The sequence below is a fragment of the Chromobacterium sp. S0633 genome (assembly GCF_024158805.1).
GTDB lineage: Bacteria > Pseudomonadota > Gammaproteobacteria > Burkholderiales > Chromobacteriaceae > Chromobacterium.
Genome location: NZ_JAMZGH010000003.1, coordinates 197,427 through 212,641, shown reverse-complemented (window position 1 = coordinate 212,641; position 15,215 = coordinate 197,427). Strand labels below are relative to the sequence as shown.

At 62.0% G+C, this 15,215-nt stretch carries 12 protein-coding genes and 1 tRNA gene; 5 read left to right on the top strand and 8 right to left on the bottom strand.

Annotated elements, in window-relative coordinates:
- Window positions 1–183: 183 nt before the first annotated feature.
- The 5 genes from NK214_RS03115 to tyrS all read left to right on the top strand — a co-directional run bounded on the left by NK214_RS03115 (window position 184) and on the right by tyrS (window position 8,037).
- On the top strand, window positions 184–1,413 hold the full coding sequence (locus NK214_RS03115; protein WP_253313736.1) for a murein transglycosylase A: 1,230 nt from the start codon (window positions 184–186) through the stop codon (window positions 1,411–1,413).
- A gap of 488 nt (window positions 1,414–1,901) precedes the next feature.
- Window positions 1,902–3,368: an amino acid permease gene (locus NK214_RS03110; RefSeq protein ID WP_158274335.1), complete on the top strand. Its 1,467-nt coding sequence runs from the start codon at window positions 1,902–1,904 to the stop codon at window positions 3,366–3,368.
- 40 nt (window positions 3,369–3,408) lie between these two features.
- Complete coding sequence (locus NK214_RS03105; RefSeq protein WP_227104888.1) at window positions 3,409–5,337, top strand: pyridoxal-dependent decarboxylase; 1,929 nt, start codon at window positions 3,409–3,411, stop codon at window positions 5,335–5,337.
- A gap of 124 nt (window positions 5,338–5,461) precedes the next feature.
- On the top strand, window positions 5,462–6,691 hold the full coding sequence (locus NK214_RS03100) for an amino acid permease (RefSeq protein WP_235086655.1): 1,230 nt from the start codon (window positions 5,462–5,464) through the stop codon (window positions 6,689–6,691).
- A 71-nt stretch (window positions 6,692–6,762) separates the two neighbouring features.
- Window positions 6,763–8,037 (top strand): tyrosine--tRNA ligase, encoded by a 1,275-nt coding sequence (tyrS, locus tag NK214_RS03095; protein WP_227104890.1) that lies wholly within the window; start codon window positions 6,763–6,765, stop codon window positions 8,035–8,037.
- A gap of 88 nt (window positions 8,038–8,125) precedes the next feature.
- Here the strand turns inward: tyrS and NK214_RS03090 are convergent, their stop codons facing one another.
- The 8 genes from NK214_RS03090 to thiS form a co-directional block, all read right to left on the bottom strand.
- Window positions 8,126–8,827, bottom strand: a complete 702-nt coding sequence (locus NK214_RS03090; protein WP_253313735.1) for an FCD domain-containing protein — start codon at window positions 8,825–8,827, stop codon at window positions 8,126–8,128.
- Between the two features lie 268 nt (window positions 8,828–9,095).
- Window positions 9,096–9,174: transfer RNA gene (locus tag NK214_RS03085), tRNA-Ile, on the bottom strand.
- A 111-nt stretch (window positions 9,175–9,285) separates the two neighbouring features.
- Window positions 9,286–11,217 (bottom strand): RNA polymerase sigma factor RpoD, encoded by a 1,932-nt coding sequence (gene rpoD / locus NK214_RS03080; RefSeq protein ID WP_107800529.1) that lies wholly within the window; start codon window positions 11,215–11,217, stop codon window positions 9,286–9,288.
- Between the two features lie 165 nt (window positions 11,218–11,382).
- Complete coding sequence (dnaG, locus tag NK214_RS03075) at window positions 11,383–13,167, bottom strand: DNA primase (RefSeq protein WP_253313734.1); 1,785 nt, start codon at window positions 13,165–13,167, stop codon at window positions 11,383–11,385.
- 45 nt (window positions 13,168–13,212) lie between these two features.
- Window positions 13,213–13,659 carry a GatB/YqeY domain-containing protein gene (locus NK214_RS03070; protein WP_107800531.1) on the bottom strand — a complete coding sequence of 149 codons (447 nt, stop codon included), beginning with the start codon at window positions 13,657–13,659 and terminating at the stop codon, window positions 13,213–13,215.
- Between the two features lie 189 nt (window positions 13,660–13,848).
- Complete coding sequence (gene rpsU, locus NK214_RS03065) at window positions 13,849–14,061, bottom strand: 30S ribosomal protein S21 (RefSeq protein ID WP_039756346.1); 213 nt, start codon at window positions 14,059–14,061, stop codon at window positions 13,849–13,851.
- Between the two features lie 129 nt (window positions 14,062–14,190).
- Complete coding sequence (locus tag NK214_RS03060; RefSeq protein ID WP_199225925.1) at window positions 14,191–14,985, bottom strand: thiazole synthase; 795 nt, start codon at window positions 14,983–14,985, stop codon at window positions 14,191–14,193.
- 26 nt (window positions 14,986–15,011) lie between these two features.
- Window positions 15,012–15,215: a sulfur carrier protein ThiS gene (gene thiS / locus NK214_RS03055; protein ID WP_253313733.1), complete on the bottom strand. Its 204-nt coding sequence runs from the start codon at window positions 15,213–15,215 to the stop codon at window positions 15,012–15,014.

The following is a 15,215-nucleotide window of genomic DNA, read 5'->3' as shown; positions in this document are numbered from 1 at the left end:
ACTAGCGAGGAAACTTTTCAATTTTGTTGCCGGTCCATGACAACGCGGCGCGACGGTCTCGCCTGTTGGCGCCGCCGCAACAATCGCCGCGGCCGTCATCGCCCCGTCATGCGCGTCCCAGCGTAGAATCAGACCGGTTCGCAGCGCGTCGCTGCCCTAGCCCCGTTTCAGAGAACTTAGCGCATGTTAAAAAAATGGCTGTTGTTACTGCTTGTCGTCGGCCTGGCCGCCTGCTCCACTTCCAGTCCGCCCGGCAAGACGGGCGGCGCGGTGCGGGAAAGCGGCGCGCCGACCGCCTTGCCGGCCTGGAACCAGCAGGACTTGGGCGATACCCTCGTCGCGCTGAAGCAAAGCTGTAAGGCCATCGCCAGAAAACCGGGCTGGACCGAAGTGTGCCGGCAAGCCGACGGCATCGCCGCCGACAACGCGCAGGCGGTGCGCCAGTTCTTCGAAAACCGCTTCGCCGCCTGGAAGGTCAACGACGGCAGCCGCGACAGCGGCTTGATCACCGGTTATTACGAACCGCTGCTCAGCGGCAGCCGGACGCGCAGCGAACGCACCCCCTGGCCGGTATACGGCATCCCTGCCGATTTTTACAGCGTGGACGTTCCGCCCTCGGTTCGCGGCAAGTCCAGCCTGACGGCGCGCCGCAGCGGACCCAACCGGCTGGCGCTGAGCGCGGCCGGCGATATTGAAATCCGCCCCGGCGACTTTCCCGCCGACAACCGCGGCACGCGGCTGAAGGGCCGCCTGGAAGGCAAACGCCTGCTGCCGTATTACACCCGCGCGGAAATCAACCAGGGCAAGGGCGTGGCCAACGCGCCCATCCTCGCCTGGGTCGAAGATCCGGTCGAGCTGTTCTTCCTGCAGGTGCAGGGCTCGGGCCGCATCCAGCTGGACGACGGCAGCTTCATCCATATCGGCTACGCCGAGCAAAACGGTTACGGCTATCAATCTATCGGCAAATGGCTGGTGGACAAGGGCGAGCTGACCATGGGCGACGCGTCCATGCAGGGCATCAAGGACTGGCTGGCGCGCAATCCGCAACGCCGGCAAGAGCTGTTCGCGGTGAATCCCAGCTATGTGTTCTTCAAAACCTTGCCGGGCGACAACGGCGGCCCCATGGGCGCGCTGGGCGTGCCGCTGACCGGCGGCTACAGCATCGCGGTTGACCCGCGCTACATCCCGCTGGGCGCGCCGGTCTACCTGCTCACCACCTGGCCTCACTCCACCCAGCCGCTGGCGCGGCTGGTGCACGCCCAGGATACCGGCAGCGCGATCAAGGGCGCGGTGCGCGCGGACTTCTTCTGGGGCTTCGGCACCGAGGCCGGCATGTACGCCGGCAGAATGAAGCAGCAAGGCAATCTGTGGATGCTGCTGCCCAAAGGCATGAACCCGTCCCAGGCCCTGTAAACCTTTAGCCTCCTCCGGCGGCGCATGCCTGCTTGCGCCGCCGCTTCCGCGCCCCGCGGTCCTCCTCCAGCACACCCATCCCGTCTTCTCGCCGTCCCGCGACGTCAGCGCCGCCTCACACTCTGCTGCGCCTGGCGTAACGCAAAGCGCTGAGCGCCGCCCGAAGCCCTCATCCGCCACGCGTGGGTTCCGTTTCTCAGCCGCAAGGCCTTGTCTCTCTCGCTTGCGAGAACGTAAACAGGCGGCCAAAACCGCCGCCGCGCCAGCGCCAAGCCAAATTCATCCTCAATAGCCTGATCCGCCCCAAGACCAATCAAAGCCTTGCCTGGCAAGGCTTTGCCGGCCTACTCCAATTATTCCATAAGAATTATCGTTTATCGAATTTTCCTAATATTGACTTTCATCAAACGCTGAACATAGCGAAATAAATAATATTTTCGAAATTTTATGTTTGAACGTTTTTATTTACTTGTTCGATGGAGATGAAAATGACGACAATCGATAAGGCGCCTCCCAAGATCAGCGTCTTCGCCTTCGTCATGATCACCGCCGCCGTGGTCGTCAGCGTCCGTACGCTGCCGATGACGGCGCAGCCGGGGATGATGACGATTTTCCTGACCTTGGCGGCCGCGCTGCTGTTCCTGGTGCCCACCGCGCTGGTGTCCGCGGAGCTGGCCACCGCCTGGCCGCAGGACGGCGGCCTGTTCATCTGGGTGCGCGAGGCCTTCGGTGAGCGCATGGGCTTTGTTGCGGTGTGGATGCAGTGGATACAGATGGTGTTCGGCATGACCTCCATCATCATGATCATCGCCGCCACCTTCGCCTATGTGTTTGACCCTGCTCTCGCCAGCAACAAGCTCTATATGCTGGCGATGATTCTGGGCATCTGGTGGGCCTGCACCCTGGTCAACATGCGCGGCGTGAAAACCCTGGGTTGGGTCTCCACCATCTGCGTGAGCCTGGGCGTGTTCCTGCCCGGCGTGGTGCTGATCGGCTGCGGCATCGCCTATCTTGCCGGCGGCCACCCCATCATGACCGACGTGTCCTGGAGCTGGAACAATCTGGTGCCCAGCTTTAGCGACAGCGGCACCCTCGGCCTGTTCATCGGCTTCATCTTCGTGGTGATGGGCATGGAGGTGTCGGCGTCCAATGTGTCCTCCATCAAGGATGCCCGCCGCAATTATCCGATCGCCATCATCCTGGTGTCGGTCATCATGGTGCTGCTGTCCGTGATCGGCTCCGCCGCGATCTTCATCGCCATCCCCAAAGAAAAGATCTCGATGACCGCCGGCCTGATGCAGGCCTTCGAGCTCTACTTCAATCAATGGGGCATGGGCTGGCTGGCCCCGGTCATGGGCCTGTGTATCGGCCTGGGCCTGGTGGGTCAGGTGAACTCCTGGGTGCTGGGCCCGGTGCGCGGCCTGCAAGCCACCGCCGACTCCGGCGCGCTGCCCAAATTCCTGCAGACGACCAATCGCCATGGCGTGCCGGTGACCCTGGTGCTGATCCAGGCGGCGGCCATCACCATCGTCGGCGTGCTGATCACCGTGATGCCCAATGTGGACAACTTCTACTTCATGCTGATGGGCCTGACCGGGCTCGTCTATCTGGTGGCCTATCTGTTCATGTTCTCCGCCGCCATCTATCTGCGCTACAAGCGCCCGGACGTGGAACGCAGCTTCCGCGTCCCCGGCGGCAAGGCGGGCATGTGGATCTGCTCCGGCCTGGGCATCGCCATCTCCCTGCTGGCCGGCTACCTGGGCTTCATCCCGCCGGGCAGCTTCCATGGCTCCGCGCATGAATACCTGCAGTTCCAGCTCATCGGCCTCGCCGTCATGCTGGTGATTCCCTTCCTGGTGTACGCCTACGGCCAAAAAGCCAAGCACGCCCGTTCCGCCGGCGTCGCCCCGCGCACCTCGCCCGCCAGCAAGGCTCGTCCCGCCGAAGGCAAATGAGCCGGCTCACGCCTCTCTTAAATAACAAGGTTACTCAGTCATGACCAATCCGACTTTCTCCCCGCTTAACGTCGATGCCCTGTTCATCGGCCCCAAATCCGAAAACCGCGTGTTCTTCAAGGAAATGATGGAATACGCCGTGTCCGAACACCTGCACTGGCGCGCGGACTTTCACCCGGAAGACCCGGCGCTGGTCACCCCGGTGGAACAGCACGCCGGCGATTTCCGCCAGACCCTGTACCGCACCGAAGGCATCTTGCGCCAGCTGTCCTCCAAGCTGAAGAACACCTCGGTGCCCTGGTTCTCGCCGCGTTATCTGGGCCATATGAATGCGGACACGCTGATGGTGTCCAATCTGGCCTACGTGATGACCATGATGTACAACCCGAACAACTGCGCGCACGAAGCCTCGCCCACCACCACCGAACTGGAAGTGGAAGCCGGCCTCGATCTGTGCCGGATGTTCGGCTACGACCCCAAGCGCAGCTGGGGCCACATCACCTCCGGCGGCACCGTGGCCAACTACGAAGGCATGTGGGTGGCGCGCAATCTGAAGACCATGCCGCTGGCCATCGCCCAGCATGAAAAAGCCCGCGATCTGGTCGCCGGCAAGAGCGAGCGCGAACTGCTGAACCTGTCGCCCAGCGCGGTGCTGGACCTGACCGACGAATTGAAAAAACGCGGCCTGTTCGAAGAAGTGCGCGCGATGTCCTGCCGCGGCGTCGGCATCAAGCAAGGTTCGCTGGGCAAGATCCTGGTGCCGCAATCCAAGCACTACTCGTGGATGAAGGCGATGGACGTGCTGGGCATCGGCCAGGAACACATCGTGCCGCTGCCGGTGGATGAGAACTACCGCACCGACGTGGCCAAGATGCGCGAGATCACCTTCCGCCTGATCGAGGAAGGCCACCCCATCCTGGCCATGGTCTCCGTGGTGGGCACCACCGAGGAAGGCTCGATCGACCATGTCGACGAAGTGATCAAGCTGCGCGCCGAGTGCGAACAGAAATACGGCGCCTCCTTCTACGTGCACGTGGACGCGGCCTACGGCGGCTATGTCCGCGCGATGTTCCTCGATGACAACAATCAGTTCATGGACTACGACGCGCTGCTGGCCCGCTACCGCGCCGAAGACATCATCCCGGCCGGCGTGACCTGGCCCAAGCGCGACGTCTACGAAGGCTTCAAGGCGATGGCGGAAGCGGACTCCATCACCGTGGACCCGCACAAGGTGGGCTACATCCAGTACGCGGCCGGCGCCGTCTGCATGAAGGACAAGCGCATCGTCGACCTGATCTCCTACCACGCGGCCTATGTGTTCGAAGAAGTGGACGAGGCAGAAGGCGCGGACACCAAGGTGGTGCTGGGCTCTTCCATCATGGAAGGCTCCAAGGCCGGCGCCACCGCCGCCGCGGTATGGGCGGCCCACCGTCTGGTGCCGCTGAACATCGGCGGCTACGGCAAGGTGATCGGCCGCGGCATCGTCACCGCCGACTGGTTCGCCCAGCGTCTGGCCGCCGCCAAGCCGCTGACCGTCGGCCGCCGCCAGTTCGAAGTGCGTCCCATCATGCACCCGGACTTCCACATGGTGAACTTCACCTTCAAGGAAATCGGCAACGACAGCCTGGAAGACCACAACCGGCTGAACAAGAAGATGTACGAGATCTGCTCCTACGCTTCCGGCCGCACCTACACCAACGACTTCCTGACCTCCTCGACTTCGCTGTCGGTGGAAGAGTACGGCGACACCCCTTGGCACTACGTGGCCAGCCGCGGCTTCAGCCGCGCCGAATGGGACAAGGTGGAAAGCGTCTACATCCTGCGCGCCGCGGTGATGACCCACTTCCTGCGCAAGGCCGAGGACTTCGACGCCTACTGGGAACAGCTGCGCGAAGTCTTCGCCGCCAAGCTGGCCCAGATCGTGGACATGGAAGACAAGACCGGCGCCGACGCCCTGATCGCCGCCTGATCCCCCTCCGCTCCCGGCCTGGCCGGGAGCGTTTTTTTCACTACCAGACCCAATACCGACTATGAGTTTGTCCGGTTTTTACGAACGCATCCTTCTCTTCATCAAGGATGGTTGAGGATTCCACATGCAAGTCAATTTCAAGGCCATCGGGGCCACCTTGCTGATTTCCGGCACCATGCTGGGCGCCGGCATGCTGGCGCTGCCGCTGGTGTCCGCCGGCATGGGCTTCGGCTACGCCTGCCTGACCCTGTTTCTGATCTGGGCGCTGATGACCTATACCGGCCTGATGCTGCTGGAGGTCTGTCTGTCCTTTCCCGAAGGCTACGGCTTCGACGCCATCGCCCGCTCGCTGTTCAACGCCAAGGGCAGCTATCTGATCAACGCCAGCCTGTTGCTCCTGCTCTACGCGCTCTCCTCCGCCTATATCTCCGGCGGCGGCTCCACCTATCAATCCGGCCTGCACCAATACCTGGGCCTGACCCTGTCGCCCGGCCAGGTCTCGCTGGCCTTCACCGCGCTGATCGGCGGCATCGTCTTCGCCAGCACCACCGCGGTGGACAAGGTCAACCGGCTGCTGTTCAGCCTCAACATCCTGATCTTTCTCTCGCTCAGCGCGGTCATCCAGCCCTATGTCGACACCGGCAACCTATCGGAAAACACGGACTCGGCCAAATACATGCTGGCCGCCATCCCCATGTTTCTGACCGCCTTCGGCTTTCACGGCAGCGTGCCCAGCATGGTCAAATACCTGGGCCGCGACCAACCCCGCACGCTGCGCAATGTCTTCATCGCCGGCAGCCTGATTCCCATGGGCGTCTACCTGCTGTGGGTGTTCAATACGCTGGGCGCGCTGCCGCGCTACGGCAGCCACAGCTTTCAGGCCATCTCCGCCCATAACGGTTCGGTGGGCATGTTCCTGGACGAATTCCACGCGCTGGTGCCCACGCCGCAAGTGCCCTCCCTGCTGTCCGCCTTCTCGTCCATCGCGCTGTTCACTTCTTATCTGTGCGTTTCGCTCGGCCTGTTCGACGCCATGGCCAGCACGCTGAAGCGCGGCGACAGCCTGCGGCAGCGGCTGCAGACCGCGCTGATCACCTATCTGCCGCCGCTGGGCTTCGCCCTGTTTTTCCCCAGCGGCTTCATCGCCGCGCTGGGCGCCGCCGCCATCTTCCTGGTGATTCTCGCCATCCTGTTCCCGGCGCTGGCCCTGATCAAGCTGCGCCGCCAGGACAACTACCGGCCCGGCTACCAAGTCAGCGGCGGCGGCACCCTGCATTGGGCGATAGGCGGTTCCGGCCTCGCCATCATCCTGTTCCAGATCCTGGTGATGCAAGGACTGCTGCCCGTGTTCTGACGGCGCAAACGCGCCGTCGTCCGGACGCGCGGCCAATACGGCCGCGCGCCGCAATCATGGAGGTAAACGAAATGAAGCAATCGACCCTGATCCGGGATCTGCAGCAACGCGGCCTGATCTCGCAGGCCACCGACGCGGACGCGCTCGACGCGCTGCTGTCCCGGGAAACGGTCACCCTGTACTGCGGTTTCGACCCCACCGCCGACAGCCTGCACCTCGGCCACCTGGTGCCGCTGCTGTTGCTCAAGCGCTTCCAGATGGCCGGGCACCGCCCTATCGCCCTGGTCGGCGGCGCCACCGGCATGATAGGCGACCCCAGCTTCAAGGCCAGCGAGCGCAAACTCAACACCTCGGACGTGGTGGCCGGCTGGGTGGACAAGATCCGCCGCCAGGTGGAACCCTTCCTCAGTTTCGAAGGCGACAACGCCGCCCTGATGGCCAACAACCACGATTGGTTCGCCCAGATGAGCGCGCTGGACTTCCTGCGCGACGTCGGCAAGCATTTCTCGGTCAACGCCATGATCAAGAAGGAGTCGGTGCAGCAGCGGATCAACCGCGACGATGTCGGCATTTCCTTCACCGAGTTTGCCTACAGCCTGCTCCAGAGCCACGACTTCGTGGAGCTGAACCGCCGCTTCGGCTGCAAACTGCAGATCGGCGGTTCCGATCAATGGGGCAATATCACCGCCGGCGTCGACCTGGTCAGACGGGTGACCCAGCAACAGGCCTTCGGCCTGACCATGCCCTTGATCACCAATAGCGACGGCACCAAGTTCGGCAAAAGCGAAGGCAACGCGGTGTGGCTGGACCCGAGCAAGTGCTCGCCCTACGCCTTCTACCAGTTCTGGCTGGGCGCGGCCGACGCCGACGTCTACCGCTTCCTGCGCTACTTCACCTTTTTGTCCAACGAGGAGATCGAGGTCATCGAGGCCGAGGACCGCGCGTCCGGCGGCAAGCCGCGGGCGCAACGCATCCTGGCCGAACAAGTGACCGAGCTGGTTCACGGTCCGGCCGCGCTCGCCGCCGCCCAGCGCATCACCCTCAGCCTGTTCGACAACGATGTGGAGCGGCTCGGCGCCGCGGACTTCGCCCAACTGGCGCAAGACGGCATGCCCCGGCTGGCCTTGCCGCGGCAGTCCACGCCCTTGGTCGACGCCTTGGCGGCCAGCGGCCTGGCCGCGTCCAAAAGCGAGGCCCGCACGCTGCTGCAAAGCGGCGCCGTCAGCGTCAACGGCGCCAGAGCGGACGCGTTGGACGCGCGCCTGGAGCAGGCCGACCACCTTCATCAGCGCTACACGCTGTTGCGACGCGGCAAGAAACAGTACTGTCTGTTGATTTGGGAGTAAACGCGTGAAACGGCCCGGGCGCTGAAGCGCCGGGCTCGCCCCGTCCGGCCGCCCAAGCGCGCATGGGCGGGGCAGCCGGTTGGATAGGCTAGCGGGGCAGAAAAGCCTCTGTGCTCAGGCCTTCCACCACCTGCATCACGTGGGAATAATGCTGATCCAGCAATTGCAGCGTCCGGTCCGCGTCTCTGGCCAGCACCGCCTGCATGATGGCCTGATGCTCGCCCTCGTCGCTATAGCGCTTGGAGGTCGGCAAGGCCGGGTCGAACCAGATGTGCCGATAGCGCTCCAAGCGGTTGTACAAGGACTCCATCACCTCCACAATCACCGGCGAGTGGCTGCCGCTGATGATGGCCAGGTGAAACGCCATGTGGCGGTCCGCCCAGTCCTGCAAATCCACATTCACGTCGTTCAGATCTATCCGGCTCAAGCGGTGGTAGCTGGCCAACACCTCCAGCTCCCACGCCTCGTCGCCCTGCGCCAGAGAACGGCGCACCGCCTCCTCCGCCAGCACTCGGCGCACCAGCAGGATGTCGTAAAGCTCATGGTGGGAAATCGGCGCCACCCAAAAGCCGCGCTGCGGCTCCATCACCACGTATTTGCACCAGCTCAGGCGCAGCAGCGCCTCGCGGATCGGCGAGCCGCCGGCGTCGTAGCACGCCTTGAGATCATGCAATAGCAGCTTCTGCGACGGGCGGTACACGCCCAGCAGAATGTCCCGCCGCAACTCCTGGAATACCTTGTCGGCCAATGTGGCGTTGCTGCTTGCCGCCTTTTTTTCCTTCTGGGGCATTCGGTCTTTTCCACATGAGAGCGCGCAATGATGCGCGAAACGCTAGATAGTAACTTAAAATAGCGCAGCATATTGATTTTCCCCATCGGCATAGCAGGGAAATAGCTAAAAGCTACGTCTCTCCGGCATGGAGATCGGGCGGGGAAACCCCAAAGAAAAGGCGGATAGGGAGGCCGCGGCGACGCGGCCGCCGCAACAAAAAAGCCGACTTGAGCGTCGGCTTCCGATATCAATGTGCCAAGCGCCGCCGCATGCTGCGCGGGAGTCTTGGTGGGCCCCCGGGGAGTCGAACCCCGCACCAACGGATTATGAGTCCGCTGCTCTAACCAAGCATGAGCTAGAGGCCCAGAGCAGCGCATTATAACAGCCAAAAAGCAAAACCCCAAGCGTCGAATTCTGACGGCCTGGGGTTTTCATCCGGCTCAGGCCATCGGCCTAGACCCGGTCTCGCGATCCGATCACTGACCGCCCGGCTCGTTGTCCAGGAAACTGCGCAGGCGTTCCGAACGGGTCGGATGACGCAGCTTGCGCAAGGCCTTGGCTTCGATCTGGCGGATGCGCTCGCGGGTCACGTCGAACTGCTTGCCCACTTCTTCCAGCGTGTGGTCGGTGTTCATATCGATGCCGAAGCGCATGCGCAGCACCTTGGCTTCGCGCGGCGTCAGCGTGTCCAGCACTTCCTTGGTGGCGTCCTTCAGGCTGGAATACATCGCAGCGTCGGACGGCGCCAGGTTGTTCTGGTCCTCGATGAAATCGCCAAGATGGGAATCGTCGTCGTCGCCGATCGGGGTTTCCATGGAGATGGGCTCCTTGGAAATCTTCATGATCTTGCGAATCTTCTCTTCCGGCATCTCCATCTTTTCCGCCAACTCGGCCGGATCCGGCTCGTGGCCGGTTTCCTGCAGAATCTGACGGCTGATGCGGTTCATCTTGTTGATGGTCTCGATCATGTGCACCGGGATGCGGATGGTGCGCGCCTGGTCCGCGATGGAGCGGGTGATCGCCTGGCGAATCCACCAGGTGGCGTAGGTCGAAAACTTGTAGCCGCGGCGGTATTCGAACTTGTCCACGGCCTTCATCAAACCGATATTGCCTTCCTGGATCAGATCGAGGAATTGCAAACCGCGGTTGGTGTACTTCTTGGCGATGGAGATCACCAGGCGCAAGTTGGCCTCGATCATCTCTTTCTTGGCGCGGCGCGCCTTAGACTCGCCCGCCGACATCTGGCGGTTGATTTCCTTCAGCGCCTTGATCGGCAGCATCGCGCGATCCTGCAGCTCGGAAAGCTTGGTCTGCTTTTCGATGATCGCGTATTTGAAGCGGGTCAAAGCTTCCGCCCAGGCCTTACCGGAATGGATTTCGTCTTCCACCCAGTCAAGATTGGTCTCGTTGCCCGGGAACACCTTGATGAAGTGGGCGCGCTCCATGCGCACGCGGCTGACACAGATATCCTGGATGTCGCGTTCGTAAGTGCGGATTTCGTTGACGCGGCTGCGCAGCGAGTCGCACAGGCTTTCCACCTGGCGGGTGGAGAAGCGCACCAGCATGAACTCGGTGGTGATCGCGTCCTGCAGCTCCAGGTATTCCTTGCTCTGCGCGCCCTTGACGGACAGCACCTTGACCATCTTGTCGAACAACATGCGCACGCCGGTGAAGTGCTCCAGCGCCTGCTGCTTCAGCTCTTCCAGGTTGACGCCGGCGGCGTCGGCGGCGTCGCCGTCCTCGTCCTCGCTCTCGTCTTCCTCTTCGGCCTCGGCTTCAAGCAACTCGTCCTCGTCCGCCGGCTCGGCGAACGCGGCGTCCTCTTCGGACGGCGCGTTCAGATCGATGAAGCCGTCAACCACTTCGTCCACGCGCACTTCGTCGCGACCGACGCGCTCAACCAGCTCCAGCACTTCGGCGATGGTGCCCGGACAAGCCGAAATCGCCTGGATCATGTACTTCAGGCCGTCTTCGATCCGCTTGGCGATTTCGATCTCGCCTTCGCGGGTCAGCAGCTCCACCGAGCCCATTTCGCGCATATACATGCGCACCGGGTCCGTGGTGCGGCCAAATTCGGAATCCACCGAGGACAGCGCCGCTTCGGCTTCTTCCACGGCGTCTTCGTCGGCCACCGGCGGGGTGGCGTCGGACATCAGCAGCGTGTCCGCATCCGGCGCCTCGTCGTAAACCTGGATGCCCAGACCGGAAATCATCGTGACGATGTTTTCGATCTGCTCTGCGTCGGACACGTCTTCCGGCAGGTGGTCGTTGATTTCCGCGTAGGTCAGATACCCACGCTCCTTGCCCAAGGCGATCAGCTGGCGCAGGCGTTTACGCTGCTCTTCCAGGCTCATCACTTCGGTTTCGTTTTCCTGCACGTCTTTTTGATTTTCGGGAGAGGCCGCCATTTCGCTTCCTGCTTGAAATAAGCCGAAAAAAACAGTTGATAATAACACAAGCAAATAACGCTGTTTGTGTAGCCCTGCGGGGCGCTTTCTACCGCCGCGGCATCGCTTTCGGCAGTCCGGCGCGTACGCCAGACCACTCTGCGATCTGCCGGGGCGGCGACGTCGTCAAGCGTTTGGCGTCAGCAAATCCCGCAGCAATTCCCCTAGCAATCTGACTTCTTCCGGAGTCAGGCCTTCGTTCCGGTCCTTTTGTTTTAGCCGCTCCACCTGAGTTTGATGCAGCATTTTCAGGAGCTTGGCCGCGCCGTCCTGAAACTGCTGCCTATCTTCCTCGCTGGGATCGGCGAACTCATCCGGATCCTGCATGACCTGCTGCAGAACACTATCCACCAGCCCTTCATATGGAGTGCCACGCAGGCTTTCCATCAATTGCGCCGTATTCGGCGGCTGGTCGTGCCCTTGCACGCATTCGGCCAACATGGCAAAACAGGCAAGCTCGTCGGACAGCGCCATGCTGTCCGGCAAGCGCACATCGCCAGCCCAACCAGGATTCAACAGCAGCCATTTGATCAGGCGCGTCACCATGGAGGACTGTTGCGGACGATGCGATACCTCCGGCAAACGGTGCTCCCGCTTGCCTTTGCGCTCCGACTTCCTTTGGCCCGTCGTCAACATGTCGAATTCGTCGACATCCACACCGGCAAGTTCCGCCAGTCTTTTCTTGATGATGAAGCCCAGTGCCGGAGCGGCAATCTGCGCCAGAAGGGGGGCGGCCTGACGGATCAGATCGGCCTTGCCTTCCGGCGTGGTCAGGTTCACCTCGCGACACAGCTCGCGGGTGAAGTAAACGGACAGAGGCAGGCTCTGCTCTTCCAATACTTTTTCAAAGGCCTCTGCGCCGAACTCGCGGATATAGCTGTCCGGATCATGCTCCTGCGGCAGGAACAGAAAGTTCAGCGCCTTGCCGTCCTGCAATTGCGGCAGGCTGTTTTCCAGCGCGCGCCAAGCCGCTTTTTGACCGGCCTTGTCGCCGTCGAAGCAGAAGTACACCTGGTCCGCGTGGCGCATCAGCTTGCGCGCGTGCTCGCCGGTGGTGGCGGTGCCCAGCGTGGCCACCGCGTAAGCGACGCCGAACTGAGCCAGCGCCACCACGTCCATATAGCCTTCGACCACCAGCACGCGGTTTTTATCCCGTATCGCCTGCCGCGCTTCGTAAAGGCCGTACAACTCCCGGCCCTTCTCGAACAAGGGCGTTTCCGGCGAATTCAGATACTTGGGCTCGCCCTTGCCCATCACCCGGCCGCCGAAGCCGATGATGGCGCCGCGCTGGTTGCGGATGGGGAACATCACCCGATCGCGAAAGCGGTCGTAACGCTGGCCCTTCTCTTCATTGACGATGACCAGGCCGGTATCCACCAGCTTGTCGTCCTGGTAGTCCGGAAACACCGCTTCCAGGTTCTGCCAGCCGTCCGGCGCGAAGCCAAGACCGAAGCGGCCGGCCACTTCGCCGCTCAAACCCCGGCCTTTCAGATAGGAAATGGCGTTGGGCGCGGACTTCAGCTGCTGTTTGTAGTAGCCTGCCGCCATCTGCATCATTTGTTCCAGCGACAGCTTGCGCTCGCGCGCGGCGCGGCTGGCTTCCGGGTTGGCGTGGGCGCGGCTGTCCGGCACCTGCATGCCGATGCCTTCGGCCAGCAGCTTCACCGCGTCGACGAAGCCCAGCCCCTGGTATTCCATCACGAAGCCGATGGCCGAGCCGTGAGCGCCGCAGCCAAAGCAGTGATAGAACTGCTTGGACGGGCTCACCGTGAACGACGGCGACTTTTCCTTATGAAACGGGCAGCAGGCCAGATAGTTCTGGCCGCCCTTTTTCAAGGGGACGTAACGGTCCACCACGTCGACGATATCGACGCGGGACAATAACTGATCGACAAAATCCTGAGGGATCAAACAAGGTCACCGATGGCGCGGGCCGCACACGCGGCCCGAAGCCGGCTAGCCGGCCAGCTTGGCCTTGATGGAGGCGGAAACCTGCGCCATATCGGCGCGGCCGGCCAATTGCGGCCGCAACAGCCCCATCACCTTGCCCATGTCCTGCATGCCGGCGGCGCCGCTGTCGGCGACGGCCTTGGCCACCAGCGCATCAATCTCTCCGGCGGACAATTGCTGCGGCATATAGGCCATCAGCACGTCCATCTCGAATTTTTCCTTGTCGGCCAAATCCTGACGCTGAGCCGCCTCGTACTGGCTGACCGAATCGCGGCGCTGCTTGAGCATCTTGTCGATGACGGCGACCACGCCGGCGTCGTCCAGCTCCACGCGCTCGTCCACTTCCTTCTGCTTGATGGCCGCCAGCAACAGGCGGATGGCCGCCAGCTTGTCGCTTTCCCGCGCTTTCATTGCAGATTTCATGTCGTCGCTGATTCGCTGTTTGAGGCTCATTGCTTGCTTTCCGGAAGATGACCGCCACTCGTCGCCGGCGGCGAGCGCGCACTTTAGAGAGAGTCAAACCCTGATGACATTGGTTTTGAATCGTTCAAAACCCATGCCGTCAGAGTCTGCAAACGGGGAACTACAAATGGCAAAACCGCAGGCTAAGCCTGCGGTCCTGCTTACTGACCAGACGAACTCTTAGTAGAGTTTCGGCGGCAGCATTTGGCTGCGGATGCGCTTGTAGTGGCGCTTAACGGCAGCTGCGTGCTTGCGCTTGCGCTCGGCAGTCGGTTTTTCGTAGAACTCGCGGGCGCGCAGTTCGGTCAGCAGACCGGTTTTTTCCACCGCGCGCTTGAAGCGACGCATTGCAACTTCAAACGGCTCGTTCTCTTTAACGCGAATGTTCGGCATTGAATCTAGTATCCTTAGTTCCTAGCGTCCAGACGTGGCTGGAGCTATAAAAAACAGCATTTTAACAATCTTACGCGGTTTGGAAAAGTCTGAAGCGTTCCGACCAAGCAATCTGTGGCGCTTTACGCATCACGGCTTGACGGAAGAAATCACCCCCTCACTAGGAGAACTAGGTACTGCACTATAAAAACGTTTCGGCATCCGGCCGGCAAGATATGCCGATCGGCCTGCTTCTACAGCCTGTTTCATGGCGTGGGCCATCAACACCGGTTGTTGCGCGGCGGCAATCGCGGTGTTCATCAGCACGCCATCACAGCCCAGTTCCATCGCGATCGCCGCGTCGGACGCGGTGCCGACGCCGGCGTCAACCAGCACGGGAACCTTGGACTGCTCGATAATCAACTTCAAATTCCACGGATTCAGAATCCCCATCCCGGAGCCGATCAGGCTGGCCAGCGGCATGATGGCGCAGCAGCCCATTTGCTCCAGCTCCCGGGCGATGATGGGATCGTCCGAGGTGTACACCATCACGTCGAAACCTTCGGCCACCAGCACTTCGGCCGCTTTCAGGGTTTCCTTGACGTTGGGGAACAAGGTATTCGGATCGCCCAGCACTTCCAGTTTGACCAGACGATGGTCGTCCAGAAGCTCTCTGGCCAGGCGCAAAGTGCGAATGGCGTCGTCGGCGGAATAACACCCCGCCGTATTGGGGAGAAGGTTATACCGGTTTTTCGGCAAAAAGTCCAGCAAATTGGGTTCGCCGGCATTCTGACCCAGGTTGACGCGACGAATGGCGACGGTGACGATTTCCGTTCCCGACGCGTCCAGCGCCCGGGCCGTTTCCTCAAAATCCCGATACTTGCCGGTTCCCACCAGCAAACGCGAATTGTAAGCCTTGCCTGCGATGATCAGTTGATCCGCCACTCCTGCACCTCTATCAGCTTTGCCGCTCAGCCTCCGCCGACGGCCACCACGATTTCGAGTTCGTCGCCGTCGGCCAGCCCGGTGGCCGGATACTGGCTGCGCGGCACGATCTCGCCATTCTTTTCCAGCGCCACGCGCTTGCCGACAAGGCCCAGCGCCGCCACCAGCTCGGCCACATTGGCGACGCCGCTCAGTTCGCGGCCCTCGCCGTTGATCTTGAGTTTCAGCAT